This window comes from Arthrobacter sp. SRS-W-1-2016, from assembly GCF_002009585.1.
Lineage (GTDB): Bacteria > Actinomycetota > Actinomycetes > Actinomycetales > Micrococcaceae > Arthrobacter > Arthrobacter bambusae_A.
This window is the reverse complement of the sequence record NZ_MTPV01000026.1, coordinates 63,349-85,366: the sequence shown is the minus strand read 5'-3', so window position 1 is coordinate 85,366 and position 22,018 is coordinate 63,349. Positions and strand designations below refer to the sequence as shown.

Below are 22,018 nucleotides of genomic sequence, written 5' to 3'. Positions count from 1 at the left end.
TGTCGGTCCCGAAGGGGCCGCGCTGCTCACCTCCCCCACCGTCCCCGACCATATATCTAGTTAGGAACCGACAATGGCTGTTGGCGTCTTCGATCTTTTCTCTATTGGGATTGGTCCTTCGAGTTCGCATACCGTGGGGCCGATGCGGGCTGCTGCGGTCTTTGCGGGAGAGCTGAAGGCTTCGGGAAAGCTGGACCGGGTGACGTCCCTGCGCGTTGACCTGTATGGTTCCCTGGCTGCTACGGGCCGGGGGCACGGCACCATGACCGCGGTGCTGCTGGGCTTGGAGGGTTATCACCCTGAGGAGATCCTCCCCGAGCAAGTGGAGGAACGGCTTGCTTCGATCGCGGAGACCGGGACTCTGAACCTTGGCGGCGCCGTCGAGCCCGAATCCGGGGTATCCCTGCCGTATGGGGAGGCGGACATGATCCTGCACCCCCTCACGGTCCTTCCCCGGCATACGAACGGGATGAAGTTCTCCGTGTCCGACGCCGACGGCGAGGTGCTGCACGAGGCGACGTTCTTCTCCGTGGGCGGTGGCTTCATTGTCCGCGAAGGCGAAGAGGACGCGGCCCAGAAGGAACTGGAGGAGTCCAAGAAGGAACTTCCGCTGCCCTTCCGCACTGCCGCCGAGCTGATGGGACGCTGCTCCTCCAAGGGACTCGGCATTTCGGACATCATGTTCATCAACGAACGGGCTTCCCGGACCGAAGAGGAAATCCGCGAAGGCCTGCTCCACATCTGGTCCGTCATGGAGGGCTGCGTCGAAACCAGCCTCAAGCGCGAAGGCGTGCTGCCCGGCGGGCTGAAGGTCCGCCGTCGGGCACCGGACTGGCACGAGAGGCTCCTGAAGGAAACAAAAGACCAGGACCCTGACTACCGGGATCCGAAGTACTGGCAGGAATGGGTGAACCTGATCGCCCTGGCCGTGAACGAGGAAAACGCCTCGGGCGGCCGCGTGGTCACTGCGCCCACGAACGGCGCCGCCGGGATCATCCCCGCCGTGCTGTACTACGCCCTGCATTTCGCCCCCGGAATGGACAAGGCCACGCAACAGGACCGCGACGACGTCGTGGTGAAGTTCCTGCTCGCCGCGGGTGCCGTCGGGGTGCTCTACAAGGAGCAGGCCTCGATCTCCGGCGCCGAAGTGGGCTGCCAGGGCGAGGTCGGCTCCGCTTCCTCGATGGCCGCCGCCGGCTTGGCCGAAGTCATGGGCGGCTCCCCGGGACAGGTGGAGAACGCGGCCGAGATCGCGATGGAACACAACCTGGGCCTCACCTGCGACCCGATCGGCGGACTCGTGCAGATTCCGTGCATCGAACGCAACGCGATCGCCGCGGCGAAGGCCATCAACGCCGCGAAGATGGCGCTCTGGGGGGACGGCACCCACCGCGTTTCCCTGGACGAGGTCATCGTGACCATGCGCGAAACCGGCAAGGACATGTCCTCCAAATACAAGGAAACCGCCATGGGCGGCCTCGCAGTCAACGTCGTGGAGTGCTGACGACCGCTTCCTGATGGTCGACGCGGCGGGTACCGGACGGCCAGGCCGGGCCCAGGAGTGCCGCGGATGCCATAGCGGCGAATACCGACCACAAGCTGTTGCTGCGGCCGGCGGAGAGCGGCGGAATGGGGCGGTAGACGATCATCGGATCCTCCTGGTTCAGGTGTTGTTATGACTACTCTCCGCCGCCGGAATAGTTGTGGACTTTGGGGAACCTTTGACCTGGCTGTGAGGCCCGGATCTGCCATCCACGGCCAGGCGTTGAAACCGGCCATTCCCCAGCCCTCCGTGGTGGCCGATAGACTTGGAGCTGAACGCCTGCGCCGCACACCGGTGCCTGCTGCCTCACGTACGCAACTGATTGGACACGGCCCCCTTGCGAGAATTTACCGCACGCTTTGCCACCGCCGAGGAAATCGAACACTGGGACAAACACGTCACAGCCAACCCCAACGGCGGCAACCTCCTCCAATCCGAGGCCTTCGCGGACGTGAAGCAACACTTCGGCTGGAAGCCCCTGCATCTCGTGTACGAGACCGAGGACTACAGCAGCTACAACCTGGTCCTGGAGAAGTCGTTCCCGCTGCTCGGCAAGCTCTGGTACCTCATCAAGGGCCCCGATGTTGCCGGCGTCGAGGACATTCCAGGGATCATCAAAGCCAACCGGGAATTCGTGAAGCAGGACAAGCTCGGCGTCTTCGCAGTGAAAATCGAGCCGGACATCGTCCTCAGCAGCGAAGCCCGGGACGCGATTGAAGCCACCGGAGTGGTCAAGACCCCCAACCTGCAGCCGAACGACTCCACAGCCCTGCTGGACATCTCTCCCGAGGAGAACCAGCTACTGCGCAACCTGCATTCCCGAGGCCGCAACGCCGTGCGCCGGGCCATCCGCGAAGGCGTGGAGGTCCACACCATGGAACCCACGGAAGAGAACTTCCGCTCGATGTATGCGCTGATGACCAACACCGTCGAGGCGAAGTCCCAAGTGCGGGTCCGCGAATTCGGGTACTATCGCCAGTTCTGGACCAACTTCATCGAACGTGGCCAGGGCAGGCTCTTGTTTGTCTTTGAAAACGGTGTCCCCTCGGTCGGAGCCTTCGTCATCAACTATGGCCGGAAGGGCACCTACAAGGACGGCGGATCGCTGCAGAAGCGCGCGCAGTACGGCGATTCGCACCTGGTCCAGTGGACCGCCATCAACCAGGTCAAGGAACTGGGTTGCACGGAGTACGATTTCTGCGGCACTCCTCCCGCTGACCGGCTCAAAGACACTTCGCATCCGTTCCACGGGCTTGGCTTGTTCAAGACCAGCTTCAGCAAGGCCGTCACCGACTTTGTCGGCTGCTACGACCAAGTCATCAGCCCGCTGAAGTACAAGCTCTGGACCGCGGCCGGGGAGCGTATCGCGCGGCAGGTCTACACCCGCCGCACTGGTCAACAGTTCTACTAGGCCAGCAGTTCCACCAGGATCTCAATGCCACCCGGCTACCGCATGTGCATGCCATCGTATTTGGAGGAACCACGCCCTTTGGAGGAACACCCGCTTGACTGACCGCCCCGACAACAGGCCCAACACCGACGGCTTGCCCAAGACGCAGCCGCTGAAGCCATCCCAGGTGCGCCAGAATGTCAACGCCAAGCGCATGCTTCGCAGGCTCGTGCAAGGGGAGAACCCTCCCACTGCTCCCATGAGCATCGTCGATCGCCTGGCGGGCAGTCCATACGCCAACCCCATCATCCATGTGGGCGGCGTTGATGCTTCGGCCCGCAAGACCATCGACTTCGCGCTGCACATGGCAGAATCCATGTTTCGGTACGGAGCCGGAGCCCTCGAAGTCGAGACCAGCATCATCGCAGTCACGGCCGCGCTCGGGTTGAAGAACATCGAAGTCGACATCACCAACCAGTCCGTCGCGCTCAACTACGCGCCCAAGGACCAGACTCCCATTACGCTGCTCCGGGTGGTTCGCTCCTGGACCAACAACTATGCAGGCCTGGCCCAGGTTCACCAGCTCGTCACGGATATCGTGGCCGGCGGGGTGGGCAGGTCTGAAGCGGTGGGGCGGCTGGATGACATCATCCGCAGCAGCAAGCCCTTTCCGCGGTGGATGGTCACCATGGCGTTCGGCGTCTTCTCCGCTGTTTTCGTCGGGGTCCTGGGCGGGGGAGTTGGGGCGTCCGCCCTGGCTTTCGTCTCCAACATGCTCGTCAACCTCGTGGCCCGGCAATTGGGCAAGTGGCGCACGCCTGACTTCTTCGTGACAGCCGCTTGCTCCTTCCTGGTCACGTTCATTGCGCTCATGCTCCACTGGGCCGGGGCGGACATCCCGCCGTCGATCGTTGTGGCAGGTGGCATCCTCTTGCTGTTGCCAACGGGCCGGCTCGTCTCCTCGGTGCAAGATGCCATCAACGGATTCCCCGTGACTGCGGCCGGACGTTTCCTGTCCACCATCCTGACCTTCGGCGCGATCGTTGCGGGGATCGCCGTCGCAGTGGTTGTGGGTGACCTCATCGGCAGCGTCGCGATCGACGTCACGCAAACATTCCCCGAAGCGTATCCATTGTGGGGCCAGGCCATCCTGATCGCCATCGGGGTGATTGCCATCGGCATCACCGAACAGACCCTCCTCAAGCTTCTGCTCCCGACGGCGGCAGTGGGCTTGGTGGGTTACTTCGTCTTGTGGGGGGCTTCAAACCTCGGCTTCGGAGACCGGCTCTCGCCGGCGATTTCCGCCGTCATCATCGGTCTGCTCGCCCGCATGGTCGCGCTCAGGTTGGGGGCCCCGCAGTTGGTGGTGGCCGTCCCGGCCGCCCTCATCCTGCTCCCCGGCCTGAAGATATTCCGTTCCATGTATGTGTTGACCGTGCAGGAAGCGGACGTCTTGCTCGGTTCGGGCGGCATGCTCAACGCCGGGGCAATCGTGCTGGGCGTGGCCGCGGGAATTGTCCTGGGCGACAACCTTGCCCGTCCGCTGACAAAGGGCCTTGCCAGCAACGAGCGACGCCGCGTCCGCCGGCGCTAGCCTGCGCCCTAGATCTGCCCGATCGGGAGTTTCTTCTCTGCCTGGAAATCGTCCTCGACGCGCCCCTGGGCCCAGTATCCGGAGAGCGATACCTGGGAGCGCTCGAGCCCACGCTGCTTGAAGAAGATGTCCCGAAGTTCCTTCATGTAACCGCGTTCTCCATGCGCAAACACGTCGACGCGGCCGGGCAGCCACTCCGCTTCGTCCAAGGCATCAAGCAGGATCGAGCTGGATCCGGCCGGGACTCCGGAGCGAAGGAGCCAACGCAGCTCCACGCCGTCGGGGGCCGCTATGGCAAGGATGTCGGCGTCGCTGTCGACTTCGAGGAAAGCCATGCCCTTGGCGTCGGCGGGCAGGGATTCGATTGCTGCGGCGATCGCCGGGAGCGCGGCGTCGTCGCCCGCGAAAAGGTACCAGTCGGCGTCGGGTGCCGGGTTGTAGGCGCCGCCGGGACCTGTGAAAACAAGCGTGTCGCCCGGCTGGGCCGCCAGGGCCCACGGACCCGCAAGGCCCTCGTCGCCGTGGACCACAAAATCAATGGCCAATTCCTGCGCGGCCTGGTCCACCCAGCGGACGGTGTAGGTGCGGGTGTAAGGCCACTGTTCGCGCGGCATGGTCTCGCGGATGGCCCAGAGATCCAGAGGCAGATCGTAGTCGACGCCGGGCTGCGGGAAGACGATCTTCACGTACCGGTCCACGAAGTCGTTGTTCGCGTAGCCGGCAAAACCGGGTCCACCTGCAATGATGCGCACCATGTGGGGCGAAAGCTGTTCCGTGCGCAGGACAGTCAGGTTCACTTGGGGGCGGGTATTCCGGGATGCAGACGACGTCGCGGGCAAAGATGTCATGTAGGCAAGCCTAAGCTAGGGCAGTGGTGGAAGTTCCCAGATGACGGGATCCGCGCCTTGCAAGTGGAGCAGCTCGTTGGCCCGGCTGAACGGGCGCGAACCGAAGAAGCCCCGCGACGCGGAGAGCGGGCTGGGGTGCGCGGAGGAGATCACGGGGGCGCCTTCAAGGAGGGGCTGGACGGCTTCGGCGTCCTTGCCCCACAGGATCGCGACCAGCGGACTCTGCAGCCCGGCAGCATTGGTGCGGCGTGCGACGGCGGTGACCGCCGCCGTCGTGATGGCCTCCCAGCCTTTGCCCCGGTGCGAGCCGGCCGCACCGGCAGCGACGCTCAGCACCCTGTTCAGGAGAAGTACCCCTTGGTCCGTCCAGGCCGAAAGATCTCCGTGCACCCGCTGCGGGAGCCCGAGGTCGGACTCCATCTCCCGGTAGATGTTCGAGAGGCTGCGGGGGATGGGCCGGGTTTGTCCGGAAACCGCGAAAGCGAGCCCGACGGCGTGTCCCGGCGTCGGGTAGGGGTCCTGGCCGAGGATCAGCACTTTGACGTCGGCCAGTGGCTGCCGGAAGGCGCGAAGGATGTTCGACGCGGCAGGCAGCACCTGGGTTCCGCGGCTGGCCTCGCCCGCCACGAAGGCCAGCGCCGAGCGCAACTCGTCCTCGACGCCGGAGAGCGCGTGGGCCCAGTCCGGGGCCATCAGGTCCTCCAAGGCCATCCCCGGGAGTGCTTCGAACCCGGCGGAGCGGTCCTCGGATTCAAGCTCAAATAACGCTTCTTCGCCTGCCACCCAGCCATTCTCCCTGTCGTGGGGCATCTGGGGAAAGCGGGCCTCGGGAGTTCCTCCCGCGGCGGGGCAAATGACATCGGTGTTATTCGCCCGTTACCATGGGCGGGGGACATTTTTCAGTCAATGCGTCGAAGGAGTGTGTCGTGGCAGAACCCGCACGGGAACCCATGGCGTCCGAAGCAACTGGATTGGTGCTCGAAGACCTGTCCGCCGGACTCCGCAGCGATTCGCCGCTCGGCGAGCGTGAACAGCAGATGCTCGCCCTGGAGAGGCAGTGGTGGAAGTACGCCGGGGCCAAGGAACAGGCCGTCCGGGAACTCTTCGATCTGTCCGCGACCCACTATTACCAGCTCCTCAACGCCCTCATCGACACCGAGGAAGCACTGGCGCACGATCCCATGCTGGTCAAGAGATTGCGTAGACTACGTATGTCACGTCAGAGGGCCCGCACAGCGCGCCGTCTCGGTTCCGACGCATAAAGCATCCGCTGATACCCCAGCAAGCAAGCAGCAAGGACAAGGCTTCACCATGACCAAATTTGCCCGGGATGAATTCGACCGTGTCCCGCAGAGCTCATCGCGCCAAGGTGTCCACAGGCTCGTCGCGTCCGCTTCCCGCGCAGCCTTGTGGCCGGTGCTGCTCCTGGGCGGCATTGCGCTGGCTGTCGGCCTCGTTGCGTTCGTCGTCCTTCCGAAGCTGGGATTCACCTCATCGACGACGCCGCAAGCCGTCGCCACGGCGGGCGCCTCGAAGCCAAGTGCCGCGGCGTCGCCCTCTGCGAGCAGCATGCCGTCTCCAAGTAGCTCTGTGCAGGCATCCGGGCAACCAAGCCCGAGCGACACTCCCTCCAGCACGCCGACCCCCACCACGGCGCCCTTGGACAAGACCGCGGTAGTCGCGGTCTACAACGGCACCACCACCGGTGGACTGGCTGCCCGTGTGGCCGGCATGGTGCAAGGCGGGGGATGGCCGTTGTCCACCGTCGCCAACTGGGGCGGCATGCCCCAGCAGACGTCGTCGGTCTTCTACAAAGGCGCGGCCCAGAAGGGCAACGCCGAAGCGCTCGGCAAATTGCTGGGTATCTCCAACCTGGTGGACAGCGCCGAGTTCCAGCAGCCCGTAGTTGTCATTCTGGGCCCCGGTTACAAGTAGGAACTCGGTTACGCCTCAATAACATTGCGGCTACCCGCACCCAAGGTTGCGCTACGGCAACGTGACTGTGGTTACAGTAGTTGTGAGCTGGCCCGGAGATCCCGGAAGCCGGCCACAGCTAGTTGAAAGTGTGGGGATCATGGCTTTGGGAACCGTCAAATGGTTCAATGCCGAAAAGGGCTACGGATTCATCACCGTGGATGAATCCGGTGACGATATCTTTGTGCATTGGTCCGCCATCCAGATGGATGGCTTCCGTGCGCTCGAAGAAGGACAAAGGGTCGACTTCGAATTGGGCGAGGGCCAGAAGGGCCCGCAGGCAGAAAGCGTGCGGCTTATCTAGTGGGTGTTGCGGCAACAGGGCTGTCCCTGCCTCTTGGGGTGCGCCGGTCCCGGGCATCGTTGGCAGCACCTCTCCTTGCAGGTTTTGCAGCCTTGGCCGTTGGACTGGCCGGGTGTTCCGCCCCCGTTGGCAACGCCAGGCTCAGCTCCGTCACTCCGAGCGGCGACGGCGTCCTGCGCGTCGGCGTGATTCTGGACAATACGGGTAGTTCCGCCTTCCTCAACGAGTCCGAGCTGGCAGCGGCCAAATTGGCCGTCAAGCAGATCAACGACGCCGGCGGCTTCAAGAACCGCCCGGTCGAGTTGCTCCCGGAATCCGCGGCCGGCGAAGGCATCAGCGCCAGCCAAGGGGCCAGCGCGGCGGCCTTCACGGCCGATACAGCCACGCAAGCCAAGGCTTTGCTTTCGGCCCACGCCGACGTCGTTGTGGGGCCGACGGATTCGAGCCATGCACCCGCCGCCATCGATGTGCTGGCTCCTGCCCGGATTCCGCTCATCTCGCCGGCCAACACGGCGTCGGGGCTGAGCAGCTACAAGAACGGCGGTTTCTACTTCCGCACCTCGGCCGCTGATGCCGCACAGGGGAGCGTCTTGGCGAAGCTTGCCCACGACGGCGGCGCCAAGAGGATTTCCGTCCTCCACGAATCCGGGGACTACGGCACTCGTGTTTCCGGAGCGGTCATGGACGCTGCCCGCAGCCTCGGAATGGAGGCAGTGTCCAACACGGAATTCACGGCCGGCAAAGCAGCTCCCGCCGCGGCGGCCATCAAGTCCGGCACTCCGGACGCCGTCGTCGTGGTTGCCCGTGATGGCGCCCAAGGCGCCCTGGCCGAGCTCTTGAACGCGGGGTTGAGCGGCAAGAACCTGATCTTGAGCGACGGTGCCATCCGCCAATACGGAACCGCGCTGGGAGCCGGTGGCCTCGACGGCGCGCGGGGAATTCTTCCAGGCGTCTTCCCGAGTGCGGAGTTCCAAGCGGACCTGACCGGCATCGACCCCAAACTCAAGGACACGACGTACGCGGCCGAAACGTACGACGCCGTCACCCTCGCGGCGCTCGCGGCCGCAGCGGCGGGCGACGACGCCGGCGGTTCGATCGCAGCCTGGCTCACCACCGTGTCCGGCGGGACACGTCCGACGTCGGGTGATGCGGCAACGAAGGAACGCACGTCCTGTACGTCATACAAGGACTGCCTCGAGGTGCTGAAGGGGGCCAAGCTTCCGGATTACGACGGCGAGTCCGGCGCCATCGGGTTCGACGCCAATGGCGACGTTACATCGTCCAATTACATGGTCTTCACCTACGGTGCAGACAACACTGCGCGGGTGAGTGGCAAGGAGACCGCCTCGCGGACTCCGTGATCGGCTTGTGCCCGTAGCGAATTCCCCTGGCGTGGCGAGCAGTTTCCCTCGCTTGCTGCTTGCACTCTCCTCGGGTGAGTGCTAATTATTGATTAGCACTCACAAGCACTGACTGCTAATTCTTCACGGCTCCGGCCGTCTGGAAACACTGGCGGTGTTTGGGGGAACAAAGAAAACCTTGCTGGGGTGAGATCCCGAGCGCGCGGCGTACAGAGGCCGAACGCGAAGGATCGTCCGTCGCGGGCACCGCAGTGAAGGCACCTTCTTAACGACTGTCCCGAAAGGACTACCGCCGTTATGGCCAAGATCATTGCATTTGATGAAGAGGCACGCCGCGGTCTCGAGCGGGGTCTGAACATCCTCGCCGACGCCGTCAAGGTCACCCTCGGCCCGCGTGGACGCAACGTCGTCCTCGAAAAGAAGTGGGGCGCCCCCACGATCACCAACGATGGTGTTTCCATCGCCAAGGAGATCGAGCTGGACGATCCTTACGAGAAGATCGGCGCCGAGCTGGTCAAGGAAGTTGCCAAGAAGACTGACGACGTCGCTGGCGACGGCACCACCACCGCCACCGTCCTGGCCCAGGCCCTCGTCAAGGAAGGCCTGCGCAACGTAGCTGCCGGCGCCGACCCGCTGTCCCTCAAGCGCGGCATCGAGAAGGCTGTTGAAGCCGTCATCCGCGAACTGCTGGCCTCGGCCAAGGAGATCGAGACCAAGGAAGAGATCGCAGCCACGGCTTCCATCTCTGCCGGCGACACCGAAATCGGTAACCTCATTGCTGAAGCCCTGGACAAGGTCGGCAAGGAAGGCGTCATCACGGTCGAGGAGTCCAACACCTTCGGCCTGGAGCTTGAACTCACCGAGGGCATGCGCTTCGACAAGGGTTACATCTCCGCTTACTTCGTCACCGACGCAGAGCGCCAGGAAACGGTCCTCGAAGACCCGTACATCCTGATCGTCAACTCCAAGATCTCCAACGTGAAGGAACTCGTTGCGGTCCTGGAGAAGGTCATGCAGTCCAACAAGCCGCTGCTGATCATCGCCGAAGACATCGAGGGCGAGGCCCTGGCCACCCTGATCGTCAACAAGATCCGTGGCACCTTCAAGTCCGTTGCCGTCAAGGCTCCCGGCTTCGGTGACCGCCGCAAGGCACAGCTCGCCGACATCGCGATCCTCACCGGCGGCCAGGTCATCTCCTCGGAGGTCGGCCTCAGCCTCGAGAACGCAACCCTCGAACTGCTCGGCAACGCCCGCAAGGTTGTTGTCACCAAGGACGAGACCACCATCGTCGAAGGTGCCGGCGACGCCGACGCCATCGCCGGCCGCGTGGCACAGATCCGTGCCGAGATCGAGAACTCCGATTCCGACTACGACCGCGAGAAGCTGCAGGAGCGCCTGGCCAAGCTGGCCGGCGGCGTTGCAGTCATCAAGGCCGGTGCCGCAACCGAGGTAGAGCTCAAGGAGCGCAAGCACCGCATTGAGGACGCAGTCCGCAACGCGAAGGCTGCCGTTGAAGAAGGCATCGTCGCCGGTGGTGGCGTTGCCCTCATCCAGGCCGGTGCCAAGGCATTCGCCAACCTGCAGCTCGAAGGCGACGAAGCAACGGGCGCCAACATCGTCCGCGTTGCCATCGACGCTCCGCTCAAGCAGATCGCCCACAACGCCGGCCTCGAGCCGGGCGTTGTCATCGACAAGGTCCGCGGCCTGCCGTCGGGCCACGGCCTGAACGCCGCAACCGGCGTTTACGAGGACCTGCTGGCTGCCGGCGTCAACGACCCCGTAAAGGTCACCCGCTCGGCTCTCCAGAACGCAGCCTCCATCGCTGGTCTGTTCCTGACCACCGAGGCCGTTGTTGCCGACAAGCCGGAGAAGAACGCTCCGGCCATGGGTGGCGGCGACGACATGGGCGGCATGGGCGGCTTCTAAGCCCCCGCTGTAGCTCACCAGCCACACGCACGACGACGGTTCCCGCCTCAGGTGGGGGCCGTCGTCGCCGTTTAACCACGCCCGCTCACCTATGTCGGGTTTGGGCGGAACGCCCGCTCACGTATGTCGGGTTTTGGCGGAACGCCCGCTCACGTATATCGGGTTTGGGCGGAACGCCCGCTCACGTATGTCGGGTTTTGGCGGAACGCCCGCTCACCTTTGCGGTCCGGGAGTGTCGGGGTGGTCTGGCAGGATGGAAAGCATGACGATTATTGCTGCCGCCGACGGTTCTGCCCTCGGCAATCCCGGGCCTGCCGGTTGGGCCTGGTACGTGAACGACTCTTGCTGGAGGGCCGGGGGGTGGCCCCACGGAACCAACAACCAGGGCGAGCTCATGGCGGTGTTGGACCTCTTCCGGTCAACGGCACATGTTCCCGACGAAGAGCTGAAGATTCTGTGCGACAGCCAGTACGTCATCAATTGCATCACCAAGTGGATGCCAGGGTGGAAGCGCAAGGGCTGGCGCAAAGCGGACGGGAAGCCCGTCTTGAACGTCGATCTCCTCAAGGACATCGACCAAGCCATTGTCGGCCGCAAGTACACGTTCGAGTGGGTCAAGGGCCACGCTGGCCACGACCTCAACGAGGCTGCCGACGATCGCGCCCGCGCGGTGGCCACCGCATACCAGCAAGGTATCGCCGCTCCCGGCGGACCCGGTTATCCCGGAGCCGAAGCTGCGGGGTCTTTGGCCCGCACATCATCAGCGGGCACGCCACCAGCTCGTATGCAGTCAGCCCGCACGATGCCGGTGGAGGCACCGTCGCTTTTCGACGACGATCATGACGACGCCGATGCGCCGGATGAAGACCTGACGTTGTTCGGCGGCCAGGACCTTTCGGACGGGTCGCCTTTGCTCAACGCGACGGCGGCGTTCGCGGAGCAGGAGGCGTTCATCGAGCCCACCCTCTTCGCCGGTGACGACGAACAAGCGGTCCTTGGCCAGGATGGCGGGCGCTCAGACGAGGAAACGGTCATTCTTCTTGAGAAGGAGCTCCTGAGGCCCGACGTCAGGGGAGACCTTGGACGTACGGGGATACTGCTCCACCCCGACTTTACCGAGATTGGCAGCTCCGGACGTGTCTGGTCCCGGGACGAACTCATGATGGCGTTGGAGGGAAATCCGGGCGAAACCGCTGAGATCGAGGTCATTTCCGCGGAGCGCCTCTCCAACAACACCATGCTGCTCAACTACAGAAGTTACGGACGAACCGGCTCGGCCTTGCGGAGTTCCATCTGGTTGCTCGACGACGGCCGCTGGCGTTTGCGCTTCCACCAGTCGACGCCGGAGAAGTAAGGGCGCAAATGCAGGCTGCACCCCGGCGGGAAGGCAAAATGGCCAACCCGCCGGGACCCGCAGCCTCAGCGCTCAGTAGCTGAACCGCTGGGTGTTGCCTTGTTCGGTCTGGAGATAGCTTGCCGCGGCGGAAGACAGTGCCAGGTTGATGGATGCCAGCGAAGCCTCCACTTTGTTCTGGGTCAACGTCCACTCGGAGACGAGGGCCTGGAAATTGTTGGCCGCTGATCCCTTCCACGTGGCTTGGAGCTCGTCCAGCCCACGTTTCATCGCTTGGACGTCGGCGCTGATCCGATCCACGGTGGCCTTGACGTTGGCTGATTTGAGCTGGAGCAGTTCGGTATCGACGGAGATAACGCTCATGGGGCGTCGCCTTTCAACTAAAGGGGTCCGCAGGTGCGGCTGGCGTGTGGTCCACACAACGAGCCTAGAAGCGGTCCCATAGCCCGGACAGAGCCGTATCTCCTTATGTGGACAACTCGCTGGGCCAACCCGCCCGGGCCTTAGTCCGAGATCTCCGCCTCCGCAATGCCCGCGTCTTCAGGCATCTCCGAGATGTCGTCCTGGAAGGGGAGGCTGACAACCAAGGTGGCCCCGCCGCCGTCGGTCTCGTCGACCCTGACGGTACCGCCGTGGGATCCCACAATGGCCGAGACAATCGCGAGACCGAGGCCGCTACCGCCGGTTTCCCGCGTGCGCGAAGTGTCAGCCCTGTAGAAGCGTTCGAAAATCCGGGGCAATTCCTCGGCCGGAATGCCGCTGCCGTGGTCCCGTACCTCGAGAACGGAGAGTGGACCGCTCGGACTGTTGCGGACACCGACGGCGAGCTCGATCGGCGTTCCTTCGGGCGTATAGCGCAGGGCATTGCCCACCAGGTTTCCCAGGACTTGCCGAAGCTTGGCCTCGTCACCCTGGACCGGGGCAGGCGCGGCCGGGCCGCCGTCGAGCCCCGTCAGCGTAATCTTCCGCTCGCCGGACGTTGCAAGGGAGTCCACGACGGCGTCGTTCGCGAGGAGCTGCAAGTCCACCGGTTTGAGCTGCAAGGGCCTTTGTTCGTCCAGCCGGGCAAGCAACAGGAGGTCTTCCACCATGGATCCCATGCGCTTGGCTTCGCTCTCGATCCTGCCCATGGCGGTGCCCACGTCTTCCGGTGTGGACAGGGCGCCGTGGCGGTAAAGCTCGGAGAAACCGCGGATGGTGACCAAGGGGGTGCGCAACTCGTGGGAAGCATCAGCGGCGAATCGCCGCATCCTGGCCTCGGAGGCGGCACGCGCCGCGAAGGACGACTCGATATGCGCGAGCATGGCATTGAGGGAGGCACCCAGGCGGCCGACCTCGGTGACCGGATTCTCGATGTCCACGCGGCGCGAGAGATCGCCGGCGGCAATGGCGGCAGCAGTCTTTTCAACGCGCGAGAGGGGACGGAACGAACGCGCAACGGTCCACGTGGCGATGAAGAACGCGAGCACCAGGGTCAACAGTCCGACGCCGACCACCACCAGGGTGGCGTGTTCCATGACTTTGTCCACGGGAGACAGGGGCAGCCCGATGATCACCACTGCGTTTTGCCCGGTCCGGTTGTCCACGACGTTGACCGCCACCACGCGCCAATTGGCGCCGGTAGTGCCACCAACCTGGAAGGGCGCGTAGTTGCGATCCTTGGCTTCAACCGGGCTGATGCTGGCGATGTTCGGACGATCGGTCTTGCTGCCGCCGAACGGATAGGGTGGCTGGCCCTGGACGTAGAGCGTCAGGGAATAGTCGGTGGGAACGGCAGGGCTCGCCTCGGACAAGTTGGCAAAGGACTGCTGCTGCTGGGCGGTCTGCACGGCAGCCTTGAGCTTGTCATCCACCTGCCCTTGGAGGTAGCTCTTGACGAGCGTCAGCGTCCCCGCGCCTGTGGCGGCCAGGGCAAGGAGCAGCAGTCCCATGATGATGGCGACCAGCTGCGACCTGAGGGAGGCCGACTTCCAACGGTTGAACAAGGTCAGCGCTTCTCGGCCGTCCGCAGTACGTAACCGACGCCGCGCTTGGTCTGGATCAGGGCAGTGGCATCCGGGTCGATATCCACCTTGCGCCGGAGGTAGGAAATGTAGGACTCCACGATCGAGGCGTCGCCGTTGAAGTCGTACTCCCAGACGTGGTCCAGGATCTGCGCCTTGGAAAGCACCCGGTTCGGGTTCAGCATGAGGTAGCGCAGCAGCTTGAACTCGGTAGGCGAGAGCTCGATGATGGTACCGCCGCGGCGGACCTCGTGCGCGTCGTCGTCGAGCTCCAAGTCATCAACGCGGATGACGGCGTCGTCGTCTTCCATCGGCTGGGTGCGGCGCAGCACGGCGCGGATCCGGGCCACCACTTCATCCAGGCTGAAGGGCTTGGTGACGTAGTCGTCGCCGCCCACGGTCAGGCCGGTGACCTTGTCTTCCGTGTCGTCCTTGGCGGTCAGGAACAGGACAGGGAAGTGCTTTCCGGCGGCCCGAAGGCGGCGGGTGACAGTGAACCCGTCCATGTCGGGGAGCATGACGTCCAGGACCGCGAGGTCCGGGGCGTGGAGATCGGCGGCAGCGAGTGCCTCGCGGCCGTTCGACGCCGCAACGACCTCAAAGCCAGCAAAGCGCAGCGAGGTGGAGAGCAGCTCACGGATGTTGGGTTCGTCGTCGACGACGAGCAGCTTGGCTTCGGGGCCGTTCTTTTTCATACCATTCATGATGCTCCCAGTTTCTGGGAGTTGACTGGATGCTTGTTGTGAGAATTATCCGCGTGTCGAGGCTCCATCCCCTGCTAACTTCCGAAGGCAAGCCCGACGCCGAGACCCACCATCGTGACGGCGATACCGCCGTCGAGAATCCGCCAGGACGCCGGGCGCGCAAAGAAGCCGCGCAACATTTTCGCGCCGAACCCGAGCGAACAAAACCACAGAATACTGCCCAGCATGGCTCCGGCGCCGAACCACCACCGCAGGCGGGGCCCTTGCGCATTCGCCACCGATCCCAGGAGCAATACAGTGTCCAGGTAGACGTGGGGATTGAGCCATGTGAGTGCCAGGACGGTTGCCAGCGCTGCAGCCAGTCCGCTTCGGCCGGCGCCCGAAGGCCCGGGGTCCGCGGAGACGAGCGCTTGCGGCTTGAGGATCCGCCGTGCCGCCATCACGCCGTACGTGACCAGGAACGCCGCGCCGACATAGCGGAGAACGACGACGGCGGCAGGCGCCGCGGTGAGCAGGGCGCCCGTGCCGAATACCCCGGCCGCGATGAGCACGGCATCCGAGATGGCGCACACGGCAACGATCGCTCCGATATGTTCGCCGCGGATTCCTTGCCGGAGGACGAAAGCATTTTGGGCGCCAATGGCAACAATGAGGGCCAGGCCGGTGCCAAGGCCCAGGCCGGCAGCGTGGAAGACGTCGGGGGAGTTCATGTTTCGAGGCTAGGTTTCGCCGTCAACATTAGTCCAGCTAAATATTCTTAGGCATCGTAAGATCCTCTTATGGCCAGATTCTCCTCTGAACAGTTGCACACCTTCGCCGCCGTGCTCACGGAAGGCACGCTTGACGCCGCCGCCCGGTCGCTGAGCATCACGCCGTCGGCGGTCTCCCAGCGCCTCAAAGCGCTGGAACAATCATCCGGAAGGGTATTGCTTCAGCGCAGCAATCCGGTCCAGGCCACGGAATCGGGGCACGTCGTGCTCAGGCTGGCGCGGCAACTCGCCCAATTGGAGGCCGACGCCGAACTCGAACTGGGGTTGCCCGGCGAATCGCCCATGGTCTCGGTGCCGATCGTGGTCAACGCGGATTCCCTGTCCGTCTGGTTCCTCAAAGCCCTGACGAAGGTTCCTGCGGAATTGAATGCGGTCTTCGACCTTCACCGGGATGACGAACAGCATTCCACGTCCATGCTGCGTGCAGGAACGGTGATGGCAGCCGTGACCGCGACGCCCGAACCGGTGCAGGGCTGCCGCGTGGAGCCGCTGGGGAGCATGCGGTACCGCGCCGTCACCACCCCGGAGTTCAAGGCGAGGTGGCTTCCCGACGGCGTCGATGTCGCCTCGCTGCGCGCGGCTCCCGCCGTGGACTTCGACCGCAAGGATGAATACCAGCACCGGTTCCTGGAACTCCTGGGCGGTGCGGGGCGTGGAATGGAACCGGCCGGGCCGCGCCACTATGTTCCGTCCAGCCAGGAGTTTGCCGAAGCCATTCGCCTGGGTCTCGGATGGGGATTGCTGCCTGAACCGCAATGCGGCCGGGACATAGGGGATGGATCCTTGGTGGAACTCGCGCCCGGGCGGCCGTTGGACGTTCCCTTGTACTGGCAACGGTGGCGGACACCCTCGCGGATACTTGACGCCGTGACAGAGGCGGTCCGCGGCACCGCCGCGGAAGTGCTGCGGACGCCCTGACAAAACGGCCAAAAGCCAACACGCCGCGGGCACAGTCCTAAATTGTCGGACCCCCGTTTCACACTGGAGCCATGGAAAACAAACAAGAATCACGCGGTGAAACCCACAACGTCGAATTCCATGTCAGCTACCTGGACACGCTCTCCGGACGCGTGGAGCACGAAGCGTTCAGCGACCGCCCGGCCGCTGAACGCTTCGCCGCTGCTCAGCTCAAGGACGAGGACTCGTGGGCTGTCGTCGACGCCGTCGTGCTGCGAGCAACGCAAGGCCAGGAGCGCGCGCAACAACTGGTTGCCTAGCCTGAGTTAGCCAAGCCCCTAGGCGGCGGGTACGTCCTTGGCGTCCATGATCCGGTAGGCGTAGCCCTGTTCGGCGAGGAAGCGCTGCCGTTTGGCGGCAAAGTCCTGGTCGAGGGTGTCCCGGGCCACCAAGGAGTAGAAACGTGCCGCACGGCCGTCCTGCTTGGGACGAAGCAAGCGCCCCAGCCGCTGGGCCTCTTCCTGGCGGGAACCGAAAGATCCAGATACCTGGATCGCCACGGATGCCTCGGGCAGATCGATCGAGAAGTTGGCCACTTTGGACACCACGAGGGTCTTGATGTCACCGGCGCGGAAGGCATCGAACAGTTTCTGCCGCACCTTCACCGTGGTATCGCCCTTGATCACGGGAGCGTCCAGACGCTCGCCGATCTCATCCAACTGGTCGATGTACTGGCCGATCACCAGCAGTTGCTCGCCTTGGTGCAAGGCCACCAGCTGCTCCACCAAGTGCGTCTTGGTCTCCGACGTCGCACAGAGCCGGTACTTGTCCGCGTCCTCCGCCATCGCGTAGGCCACGCGCTCGTCCCGGGGCAGGTCCACCCGGACCTCCACGCAGTCCGCCGGCGCAATGTAGCCCTGGGCTTCGATGTCCTTCCACGGGGCGTCGTAGCGCTTGGGGCCGATCAGGCTGAAGACCTCGCCCTCGCGGCCGTCCTCGCGCACAAGCGTCGCCGTGAGTCCAAGCCGCCGCCGGGCCTGCAGGTCCGCGGTCATCCGGAAGATCGGAGCAGGGAGGAGATGGACCTCGTCGTAGATGATGAGTCCCCAGTCGTGCCCGTCCACGAGTTCCAGGTGCGGGTAGAGGCCGCCGCGCTTGGTCGTCAGGACCTGGTAGGTGGCGATCGTGACGGGCCGGACTTCCTTGACCGCGCCCGAATACTCGCCGATTTCCTCCTCCGTCAGCGACGTCCGCTTGAGGAGCTCGTCCTTCCATTGCCGGGCCGCGACCGTGTTGGTCACCAGGATCAGCGTGGTGGTGGAGCTGGTAGCCATGGCTGCGGCCCCCACCAAGGTCTTGCCTGCACCACAGGGCAGCACGACGACGCCGCTGCCGCCCGCCCAGAAGTTCTCCGTGGCCAGCTTCTGGTATGGCCGCAGGTGCCAGCCGTCCTCGTTCAGGGCGATGAGGTGCGGAGTGCCATCCACGTAGCCAGCGAGGTCCTCGGCCGGCCATCCGAGCTTGAGCAGCAATTGCTTGAGCTGTCCCCGCTGGGAGGAATGCACCACCACGGTTTCGCCGTCGATCCTCGGCCCCAGCAGCGGTGCGATCTTCTTGGCCCGGATGACTTCCTCGAGCACGGGGTAGTCGGTGGTGCGCATGACCAATCCGTGCTGCGGATCCTTTTCCAGGCGCAAGCGGCCGTAACGCGACATCGTCTCTTCGATGTCGATCAGCAAGGAGTGCGGCACCGGGAACCGGGAGTAGCGCAGGAGCGTGTCGAGGACTTTTTCGGCGTCCAGTCCTGCCGCCCGCGCATTCCACAGGCCCAATGGGGTGAGCCGGTAGCTGTGGACGTGTTCGGGGGCCCGCTCCAGTTCGGCGAACGCCGCAATCGCATGGCGGGCCTCGGTGGCGAGCTCGTGGTCGACTTCCAGCAGGATGGTTTTGTCGCTCTGTACGATCAGCGGACCGTCGCTCACTATTGCTTCCTCACTTGCGCGGATCGCCCGCGGGCTCCACATCGATGATGCGATGGATGGACAAGACTCTTTCGGTGTCCCTGGCCGCGTCGAACACCCTGACGCGCCCTCCCGACACCGATACGGGAACAACTGTTTCTGTATTGGAATTCCCCGAGCCGTCAACCACGTTCATGGTGACCGCTTGCTTCAGCCGGATGGCCCTCTGCAGGGTTTCGAGTCCGAGTTGCGTTGCCGCCTCGCCGGTCGCGTCGCCGTGGACAGAATGATGTTGCCTTAGTACCGAAAGCTGGGCGTCGACGTCGTCGTCCGGCGGTGCGGTGCGGGGCGCGGTGTACACGGGACGGGCCCCGCTGGCCAGCGCCGTCGTCCTCCTGTAGCGCACGACGGCGGTCTCCGCCTCCTGCACGGCGGGCGAGAGTCCCAGCTCGCGCAGCACCCTCGCGACCTCCCGCGGGCTCGCGGTGGAGGTCAGCACCGTGGGGGCGATCCGGACAAGTCCGAGGCTTGAGCCTCCGGGCTCGTGAACGAGTTCGGCGATGGCTGCCTCGTCGTCGCTCTGGATGAAACTGGGGCTGCTGGCGACCCGCAGGCGGCCGTGCCGCGAGGCGATGTCCTTGATCAAGTACCGGAGTGGCTGGGGGACATCGGTGGCCGAGTGGGTGCGCAGGAACCCGAGGATCGTTTCGGCGTCCTGTCCGGCGTCCAACGCGCGCCGGATCGAATCTCCGGAGAAGCGGAAGATCGTCGCCGGGCCCTGGCCTTCGGCGTCGGCGATCAGAAGCAGTTTTTCGCTCAGCTCGGGAGCCAGGTACCCGGGGGCGACGGCGGTCAGGTCTGCTTGCAGGAGGACGTGGTTCACCGCGGCGGGGAGGTGTTCGCCGAGGATGCTGAGGGCCAGTTCGGGCTGTTCGGTGGCGATCGCCGAACCAAGCTGGGTGAGGGCGCCGGAGCCCATGAGCCCCAAGAGTTCGGCTTCGTGCAGGATGCCGCGGACAAGGGAACTGAACCGCCGCGACATCCGAGGCTGGGCCCATTCGGCGCGTTCCATGACGGCTTCGGCGTTGAGCACAGGAGCCTTGCCGTCCGGTGCTTCCACCTCGAGGGTGAGTTCTTCGAGGATCTCCAGGATCCGTTTGCGGACCAGCGGGGCGTCAGGGCGCTGGGCCTCGGCGGACAGGGCATTGATGGAGGTTGCCGCAGAGCCCGTTCGCGGTGCGGTGGTGCCGGGCCCCGGAAGGGTCTGGCCCACGAGGGAAGGAGCGCGCTCGCTGGCAAGCCAGGCGTTGACCAGCCACAGCCACTGTTCCTGGCGCGGGAGCGTGAGCCATTCCAGCGATGGCGGTTGCACCCACGTGGAACTGTCCACATCGAGGCGCAGTAATCCGGACAAGGCACCGAGCTCGAGGATGAGTGCGGTCTCGGATAAACCGAGGCGGAGGCTGTCGGCGAGGCGTTTGAGCTCGCGCACGCCCACACCGCCGCTGCGCAGGGTGACCACCGGCTGCTCGCGGACCGCGTACAGGAGTTCACCCACCAGCCGGAGCACTTCGGCGATGGCACCCATGGCGGCATTGCGGCGCAGGGCGGCACTCGTCTGGCCCAGCTCCGGCACGGGAGGCTTCAAGGTGAAGTGGTCCACGATCGCGCCGCCGCGCAGGGACAGGCCGACGCTGTGCGGAAGCTCAACGTGGCCCGCGTCGAGGGGAACAAGCAGACCCCGGGCCAGGAGCCAGTCCACGGGGCCGACGTCGCGGCCTTCATGGAGCACGGAGGCCTTGCGCTGGGCCTGGGGAACGGCGCCCATGGCCCAACTGCCGAACTTGTTCAAAAGGGGACGCGTCCGGACAGGTGCCTCGGACAGGATGTGCTGAAGATTCTCCGGGGTCGATGTCCAATGTTGCAGTGCCAAAGCCGCGTCCATGGGCGTCGTGGCGGCCAGGATATGGGCGCCGCTCTGGTGGAGTTCGGCAACGAGATGCACCACCCGCTGCGCGAAGGCAGGCTGCAGTCGGACCAACTCGGTGTAGCTGCGGCCCAAGCCCGCCGGGTAGATGCCGATGACGTCCTTGAGGCTGCCCACCGGCAAGTAGAAACGCTGCCTGCCTGGATTGTGCAGCGTGGCCGGCGGATCGGCCCGGTGGATGAGGGCCAGCTCCTGGAGCTTGCTCAGGATCGGTTCGAGCGCGGCAAGCGTCGCTCCGTTGATGCACCTCTTCAATCCGGCCGCCGAGGCGCTGTGGCCGGTGTCCGTGTTGGTGCACAGGTGGAGCGTCTCCAGCACCTGCATCTCCGGTTTGTTCAGCCGTTCCAGGGCGCGCTGCACGCTGACCCGGGCACTCGCCCTCGCTGCGAGGGCGGCGAAATCCGGTGCGATGGGGGAGATCAGGTCCGGCCGCGCGGCAAACAAGGCCCGCAGCGAATCGTCGCTGCGCGCTTCCAGTTCCTTGCTGAGCGCGCGAATAAGGGACATCAGTTCAACGTTACCGCCAGGCGGGCCCGCCGTCGGGCTTTCCGGCCGCTCATTGACGGCGCCGTGCCCACACGGAGTCAACCACCAGTGCTGCCATCAGAATGAAGGCGAGCGGCAGCCCGTACAGGGCCGTGGACGTGACCCATACCGGGGCCACGCCGTTGCCAAAAGCGATCACCATGACGGCGGCGACGGCCGCCAGGGACAGGACTGCGACGACGGCGGCAACGATCGTGAGCGGCCGGCGGAAGTCGTGGGGAATCATGCATGCAACGCTAACAGTCCCGGGCCGCATCACCGGTTCCGGGCCCGGGTGCAGTCCGGTTGCGGACAAATTGCGGCGGCACCGGCCTGCTGGAGCCTCAAAGCGCGATTCCGCGGCCGGGCAGGATAACCTTGAAGCAATAGACCAACACGGTCCAGGCAGTTACCCCTATTCCCGCAGCATCCTGCGGATGCGGTGGCGCGCCGGCTGTGTCTCGCAAGTAAGAACGAAGAAGGTTGATTACGTGCCCACCGGCAAGGTCAAGTGGTATGACAAGGACAAAGGCTTCGGATTCCTCGCAGCAGAGGACGGCCAGGAAGTGTTTCTGCCCAAATCAGCGCTGCCCGAAGGCGTAGCGGATCTCAAGGCAGGCACCCGGGTTGAGTTCGGCGTCGCCGATGGTCGCCGGGGCGCGCAAGCCCTTGGCCTCCGCGTGCTGGACAAGTTGCCATCCATCGCCAAGGCCAAGCGCATGAACGCCCGCGAGCTCGCTCCGGTAGTCCAGGATCTCGTTTCCGTCCTGGACAACCTCTCCGGCACGTTGTCCGCCGGCAAGTACCCTGAAGGCGCCAAGGGCAAGGCCATTGCCGCAGCCCTGCGCAAGGTCGCCGACGAGCTGGAAGCCTAAAG

General features: G+C 64.7%; 22 protein-coding genes. 12 read left to right on the top strand and 10 right to left on the bottom strand.

Annotated elements, in window-relative coordinates:
- Nucleotides 1–73 precede the first annotated feature (73 nt).
- Entirely contained in the window at nt 74–1,504 is a 1,431-nt protein-coding gene (locus BMF89_RS06670) for an L-serine ammonia-lyase (protein ID WP_078106287.1), read from the top strand.
- On the opposite strand, the gene BMF89_RS21895 is transcribed toward BMF89_RS06670, so the two are convergent.
- Nucleotides 1,485–1,649, bottom strand: a complete 165-nt coding sequence (locus BMF89_RS21895; protein ID WP_171983419.1) for a hypothetical protein — start codon at nt 1,647–1,649, stop codon at nt 1,485–1,487. The genes BMF89_RS06670 and BMF89_RS21895 overlap by 20 nt on opposite strands.
- Before the next feature lie 231 nt (nt 1,650–1,880).
- Between BMF89_RS21895 and BMF89_RS06665 the strand changes: the two genes are divergently transcribed.
- Both BMF89_RS06665 and BMF89_RS06660 read left to right on the top strand, forming a co-directional pair.
- Nucleotides 1,881–2,954, top strand: coding sequence for a peptidoglycan bridge formation glycyltransferase FemA/FemB family protein (locus tag BMF89_RS06665; RefSeq protein ID WP_078106286.1), 1,074 nt, complete (start codon nt 1,881–1,883; stop codon nt 2,952–2,954).
- Between the two features lie 94 nt (nt 2,955–3,048).
- Nucleotides 3,049–4,527, top strand: coding sequence for a threonine/serine exporter family protein (locus BMF89_RS06660; RefSeq protein WP_078106285.1), 1,479 nt, complete (start codon nt 3,049–3,051; stop codon nt 4,525–4,527).
- A gap of 8 nt (nt 4,528–4,535) precedes the next feature.
- Here the strand turns inward: BMF89_RS06660 and BMF89_RS06655 are convergent, their stop codons facing one another.
- Complete coding sequence (locus BMF89_RS06655; protein WP_078106284.1) at nt 4,536–5,375, bottom strand: siderophore-interacting protein; 840 nt, start codon at nt 5,373–5,375, stop codon at nt 4,536–4,538.
- 15 nt (nt 5,376–5,390) lie between these two features.
- Nucleotides 5,391–6,158: a uracil-DNA glycosylase gene (locus BMF89_RS06650; protein ID WP_253190735.1), complete on the bottom strand. Its 768-nt coding sequence runs from the start codon at nt 6,156–6,158 to the stop codon at nt 5,391–5,393.
- A 143-nt stretch (nt 6,159–6,301) separates the two neighbouring features.
- On the opposite strand from BMF89_RS06650, the gene BMF89_RS06645 reads away from it, so the two are divergent.
- The 6 genes from BMF89_RS06645 (at nt 6,302) to BMF89_RS06620 (ending at nt 12,294) form a co-directional block, all read left to right on the top strand.
- The gene (locus tag BMF89_RS06645) at nt 6,302–6,637 is read left to right on the top strand and encodes a DUF3263 domain-containing protein (protein ID WP_059388211.1); all 336 of its coding nucleotides are present in this window, start codon (nt 6,302–6,304) and stop codon (nt 6,635–6,637) included.
- Between the two features lie 49 nt (nt 6,638–6,686).
- A complete protein-coding gene (locus tag BMF89_RS06640; protein ID WP_078106282.1) occupies nt 6,687–7,310 on the top strand; it encodes a LytR C-terminal domain-containing protein in 624 nt (207 codons plus the stop codon).
- Nucleotides 7,311–7,449: 139 nt separating this feature from the next.
- The gene (locus BMF89_RS06635) at nt 7,450–7,653 is read left to right on the top strand and encodes a cold-shock protein (RefSeq protein WP_059388209.1); all 204 of its coding nucleotides are present in this window, start codon (nt 7,450–7,452) and stop codon (nt 7,651–7,653) included.
- Complete coding sequence (locus tag BMF89_RS06630; protein WP_253190734.1) at nt 7,653–9,014, top strand: ABC transporter substrate-binding protein; 1,362 nt, start codon at nt 7,653–7,655, stop codon at nt 9,012–9,014. The genes BMF89_RS06635 and BMF89_RS06630 overlap by 1 nt, the downstream gene beginning before the upstream one ends.
- A gap of 297 nt (nt 9,015–9,311) precedes the next feature.
- Nucleotides 9,312–10,940 carry a chaperonin GroEL gene (gene groL / locus BMF89_RS06625; protein ID WP_078106281.1) on the top strand — a complete coding sequence of 543 codons (1,629 nt, stop codon included), beginning with the start codon at nt 9,312–9,314 and terminating at the stop codon, nt 10,938–10,940.
- Nucleotides 10,941–11,202: 262 nt separating this feature from the next.
- The gene (locus BMF89_RS06620; RefSeq protein WP_078106280.1) at nt 11,203–12,294 is read left to right on the top strand and encodes a ribonuclease HI family protein; all 1,092 of its coding nucleotides are present in this window, start codon (nt 11,203–11,205) and stop codon (nt 12,292–12,294) included.
- A 72-nt stretch (nt 12,295–12,366) separates the two neighbouring features.
- Here the strand turns inward: BMF89_RS06620 and BMF89_RS06615 are convergent, their stop codons facing one another.
- The 4 genes from BMF89_RS06615 to BMF89_RS06600 form a co-directional block, all read right to left on the bottom strand.
- Nucleotides 12,367–12,657 carry a WXG100 family type VII secretion target gene (locus tag BMF89_RS06615; RefSeq protein WP_059388207.1) on the bottom strand — a complete coding sequence of 97 codons (291 nt, stop codon included), beginning with the start codon at nt 12,655–12,657 and terminating at the stop codon, nt 12,367–12,369.
- A gap of 140 nt (nt 12,658–12,797) precedes the next feature.
- Complete coding sequence (locus BMF89_RS06610; protein ID WP_171983418.1) at nt 12,798–14,279, bottom strand: HAMP domain-containing sensor histidine kinase; 1,482 nt, start codon at nt 14,277–14,279, stop codon at nt 12,798–12,800.
- Between the two features lie 2 nt (nt 14,280–14,281).
- Nucleotides 14,282–14,992 carry a response regulator transcription factor gene (locus BMF89_RS06605; protein WP_059388206.1) on the bottom strand — a complete coding sequence of 237 codons (711 nt, stop codon included), beginning with the start codon at nt 14,990–14,992 and terminating at the stop codon, nt 14,282–14,284.
- An 83-nt stretch (nt 14,993–15,075) separates the two neighbouring features.
- The gene (locus tag BMF89_RS06600) at nt 15,076–15,711 is read right to left on the bottom strand and encodes a LysE/ArgO family amino acid transporter (RefSeq protein WP_078106279.1); all 636 of its coding nucleotides are present in this window, start codon (nt 15,709–15,711) and stop codon (nt 15,076–15,078) included.
- Nucleotides 15,712–15,780: 69 nt separating this feature from the next.
- Between BMF89_RS06600 and BMF89_RS06595 the strand changes: the two genes are divergently transcribed.
- Both BMF89_RS06595 and BMF89_RS06590 read left to right on the top strand, forming a co-directional pair.
- Nucleotides 15,781–16,689, top strand: a complete 909-nt coding sequence (locus tag BMF89_RS06595) for a LysR family transcriptional regulator ArgP (RefSeq protein WP_078106278.1) — start codon at nt 15,781–15,783, stop codon at nt 16,687–16,689.
- Between the two features lie 71 nt (nt 16,690–16,760).
- Nucleotides 16,761–16,988 carry a hypothetical protein gene (locus BMF89_RS06590; RefSeq protein ID WP_078106277.1) on the top strand — a complete coding sequence of 76 codons (228 nt, stop codon included), beginning with the start codon at nt 16,761–16,763 and terminating at the stop codon, nt 16,986–16,988.
- A gap of 18 nt (nt 16,989–17,006) precedes the next feature.
- On the opposite strand, the gene BMF89_RS06585 is transcribed toward BMF89_RS06590, so the two are convergent.
- Genes BMF89_RS06585 through BMF89_RS06575 form a run of 3 tightly spaced genes read right to left on the bottom strand, consistent with a single transcriptional unit; the run spans nt 17,007 to nt 21,388 of the window.
- Complete coding sequence (locus BMF89_RS06585; protein WP_078106276.1) at nt 17,007–18,650, bottom strand: DNA repair helicase XPB; 1,644 nt, start codon at nt 18,648–18,650, stop codon at nt 17,007–17,009.
- Nucleotides 18,651–18,660: 10 nt separating this feature from the next.
- Nucleotides 18,661–21,123: a helicase-associated domain-containing protein gene (locus tag BMF89_RS06580; protein WP_078106275.1), complete on the bottom strand. Its 2,463-nt coding sequence runs from the start codon at nt 21,121–21,123 to the stop codon at nt 18,661–18,663.
- 49 nt (nt 21,124–21,172) lie between these two features.
- Complete coding sequence (locus BMF89_RS06575; protein WP_078106297.1) at nt 21,173–21,388, bottom strand: hypothetical protein; 216 nt, start codon at nt 21,386–21,388, stop codon at nt 21,173–21,175.
- A gap of 244 nt (nt 21,389–21,632) precedes the next feature.
- Between BMF89_RS06575 and BMF89_RS06570 the strand changes: the two genes are divergently transcribed.
- Nucleotides 21,633–22,016, top strand: coding sequence for a cold-shock protein (locus BMF89_RS06570; RefSeq protein WP_078106274.1), 384 nt, complete (start codon nt 21,633–21,635; stop codon nt 22,014–22,016).
- The last annotated feature ends 2 nt before the right edge of the window (nt 22,017–22,018 follow it).

Excerpts from the sequence above, each read along its gene's own strand:
- BMF89_RS06670 (WP_078106287.1), top strand. The coding sequence starts at position 74 with ATGGCTGTTGGCGTCTTCGATCTTTTCTCTATTGGGATTGGTCCTTCG.
- BMF89_RS06580 (WP_078106275.1), bottom strand. The coding sequence starts at position 21,123 with ATGTCCCTTATTCGCGCGCTCAGCAAGGAACTGGAAGCGCGCAGCGAC.
- BMF89_RS06615 (WP_059388207.1), bottom strand. The coding sequence starts at position 12,657 with ATGAGCGTTATCTCCGTCGATACCGAACTGCTCCAGCTCAAATCAGCC.
- BMF89_RS06590 (WP_078106277.1), top strand. The coding sequence starts at position 16,761 with ATGGAAAACAAACAAGAATCACGCGGTGAAACCCACAACGTCGAATTC.
- BMF89_RS06600 (WP_078106279.1), bottom strand. The coding sequence starts at position 15,711 with ATGAACTCCCCCGACGTCTTCCACGCTGCCGGCCTGGGCCTTGGCACC.
- groL (WP_078106281.1), top strand. The coding sequence starts at position 9,312 with ATGGCCAAGATCATTGCATTTGATGAAGAGGCACGCCGCGGTCTCGAG.
- BMF89_RS06595 (WP_078106278.1), top strand. The coding sequence starts at position 15,781 with ATGGCCAGATTCTCCTCTGAACAGTTGCACACCTTCGCCGCCGTGCTC.
- BMF89_RS06640 (WP_078106282.1), top strand. The coding sequence starts at position 6,687 with ATGACCAAATTTGCCCGGGATGAATTCGACCGTGTCCCGCAGAGCTCA.
- BMF89_RS21895 (WP_171983419.1), bottom strand. The coding sequence starts at position 1,649 with ATGATCGTCTACCGCCCCATTCCGCCGCTCTCCGCCGGCCGCAGCAAC.
- BMF89_RS06575 (WP_078106297.1), bottom strand. The coding sequence starts at position 21,388 with ATGATTCCCCACGACTTCCGCCGGCCGCTCACGATCGTTGCCGCCGTC.
- BMF89_RS06605 (WP_059388206.1), bottom strand. The coding sequence starts at position 14,992 with ATGAAAAAGAACGGCCCCGAAGCCAAGCTGCTCGTCGTCGACGACGAA.
- BMF89_RS06620 (WP_078106280.1), top strand. The coding sequence starts at position 11,203 with ATGACGATTATTGCTGCCGCCGACGGTTCTGCCCTCGGCAATCCCGGG.
- BMF89_RS06655 (WP_078106284.1), bottom strand. The coding sequence starts at position 5,375 with ATGACATCTTTGCCCGCGACGTCGTCTGCATCCCGGAATACCCGCCCC.
- BMF89_RS06635 (WP_059388209.1), top strand. The coding sequence starts at position 7,450 with ATGGCTTTGGGAACCGTCAAATGGTTCAATGCCGAAAAGGGCTACGGA.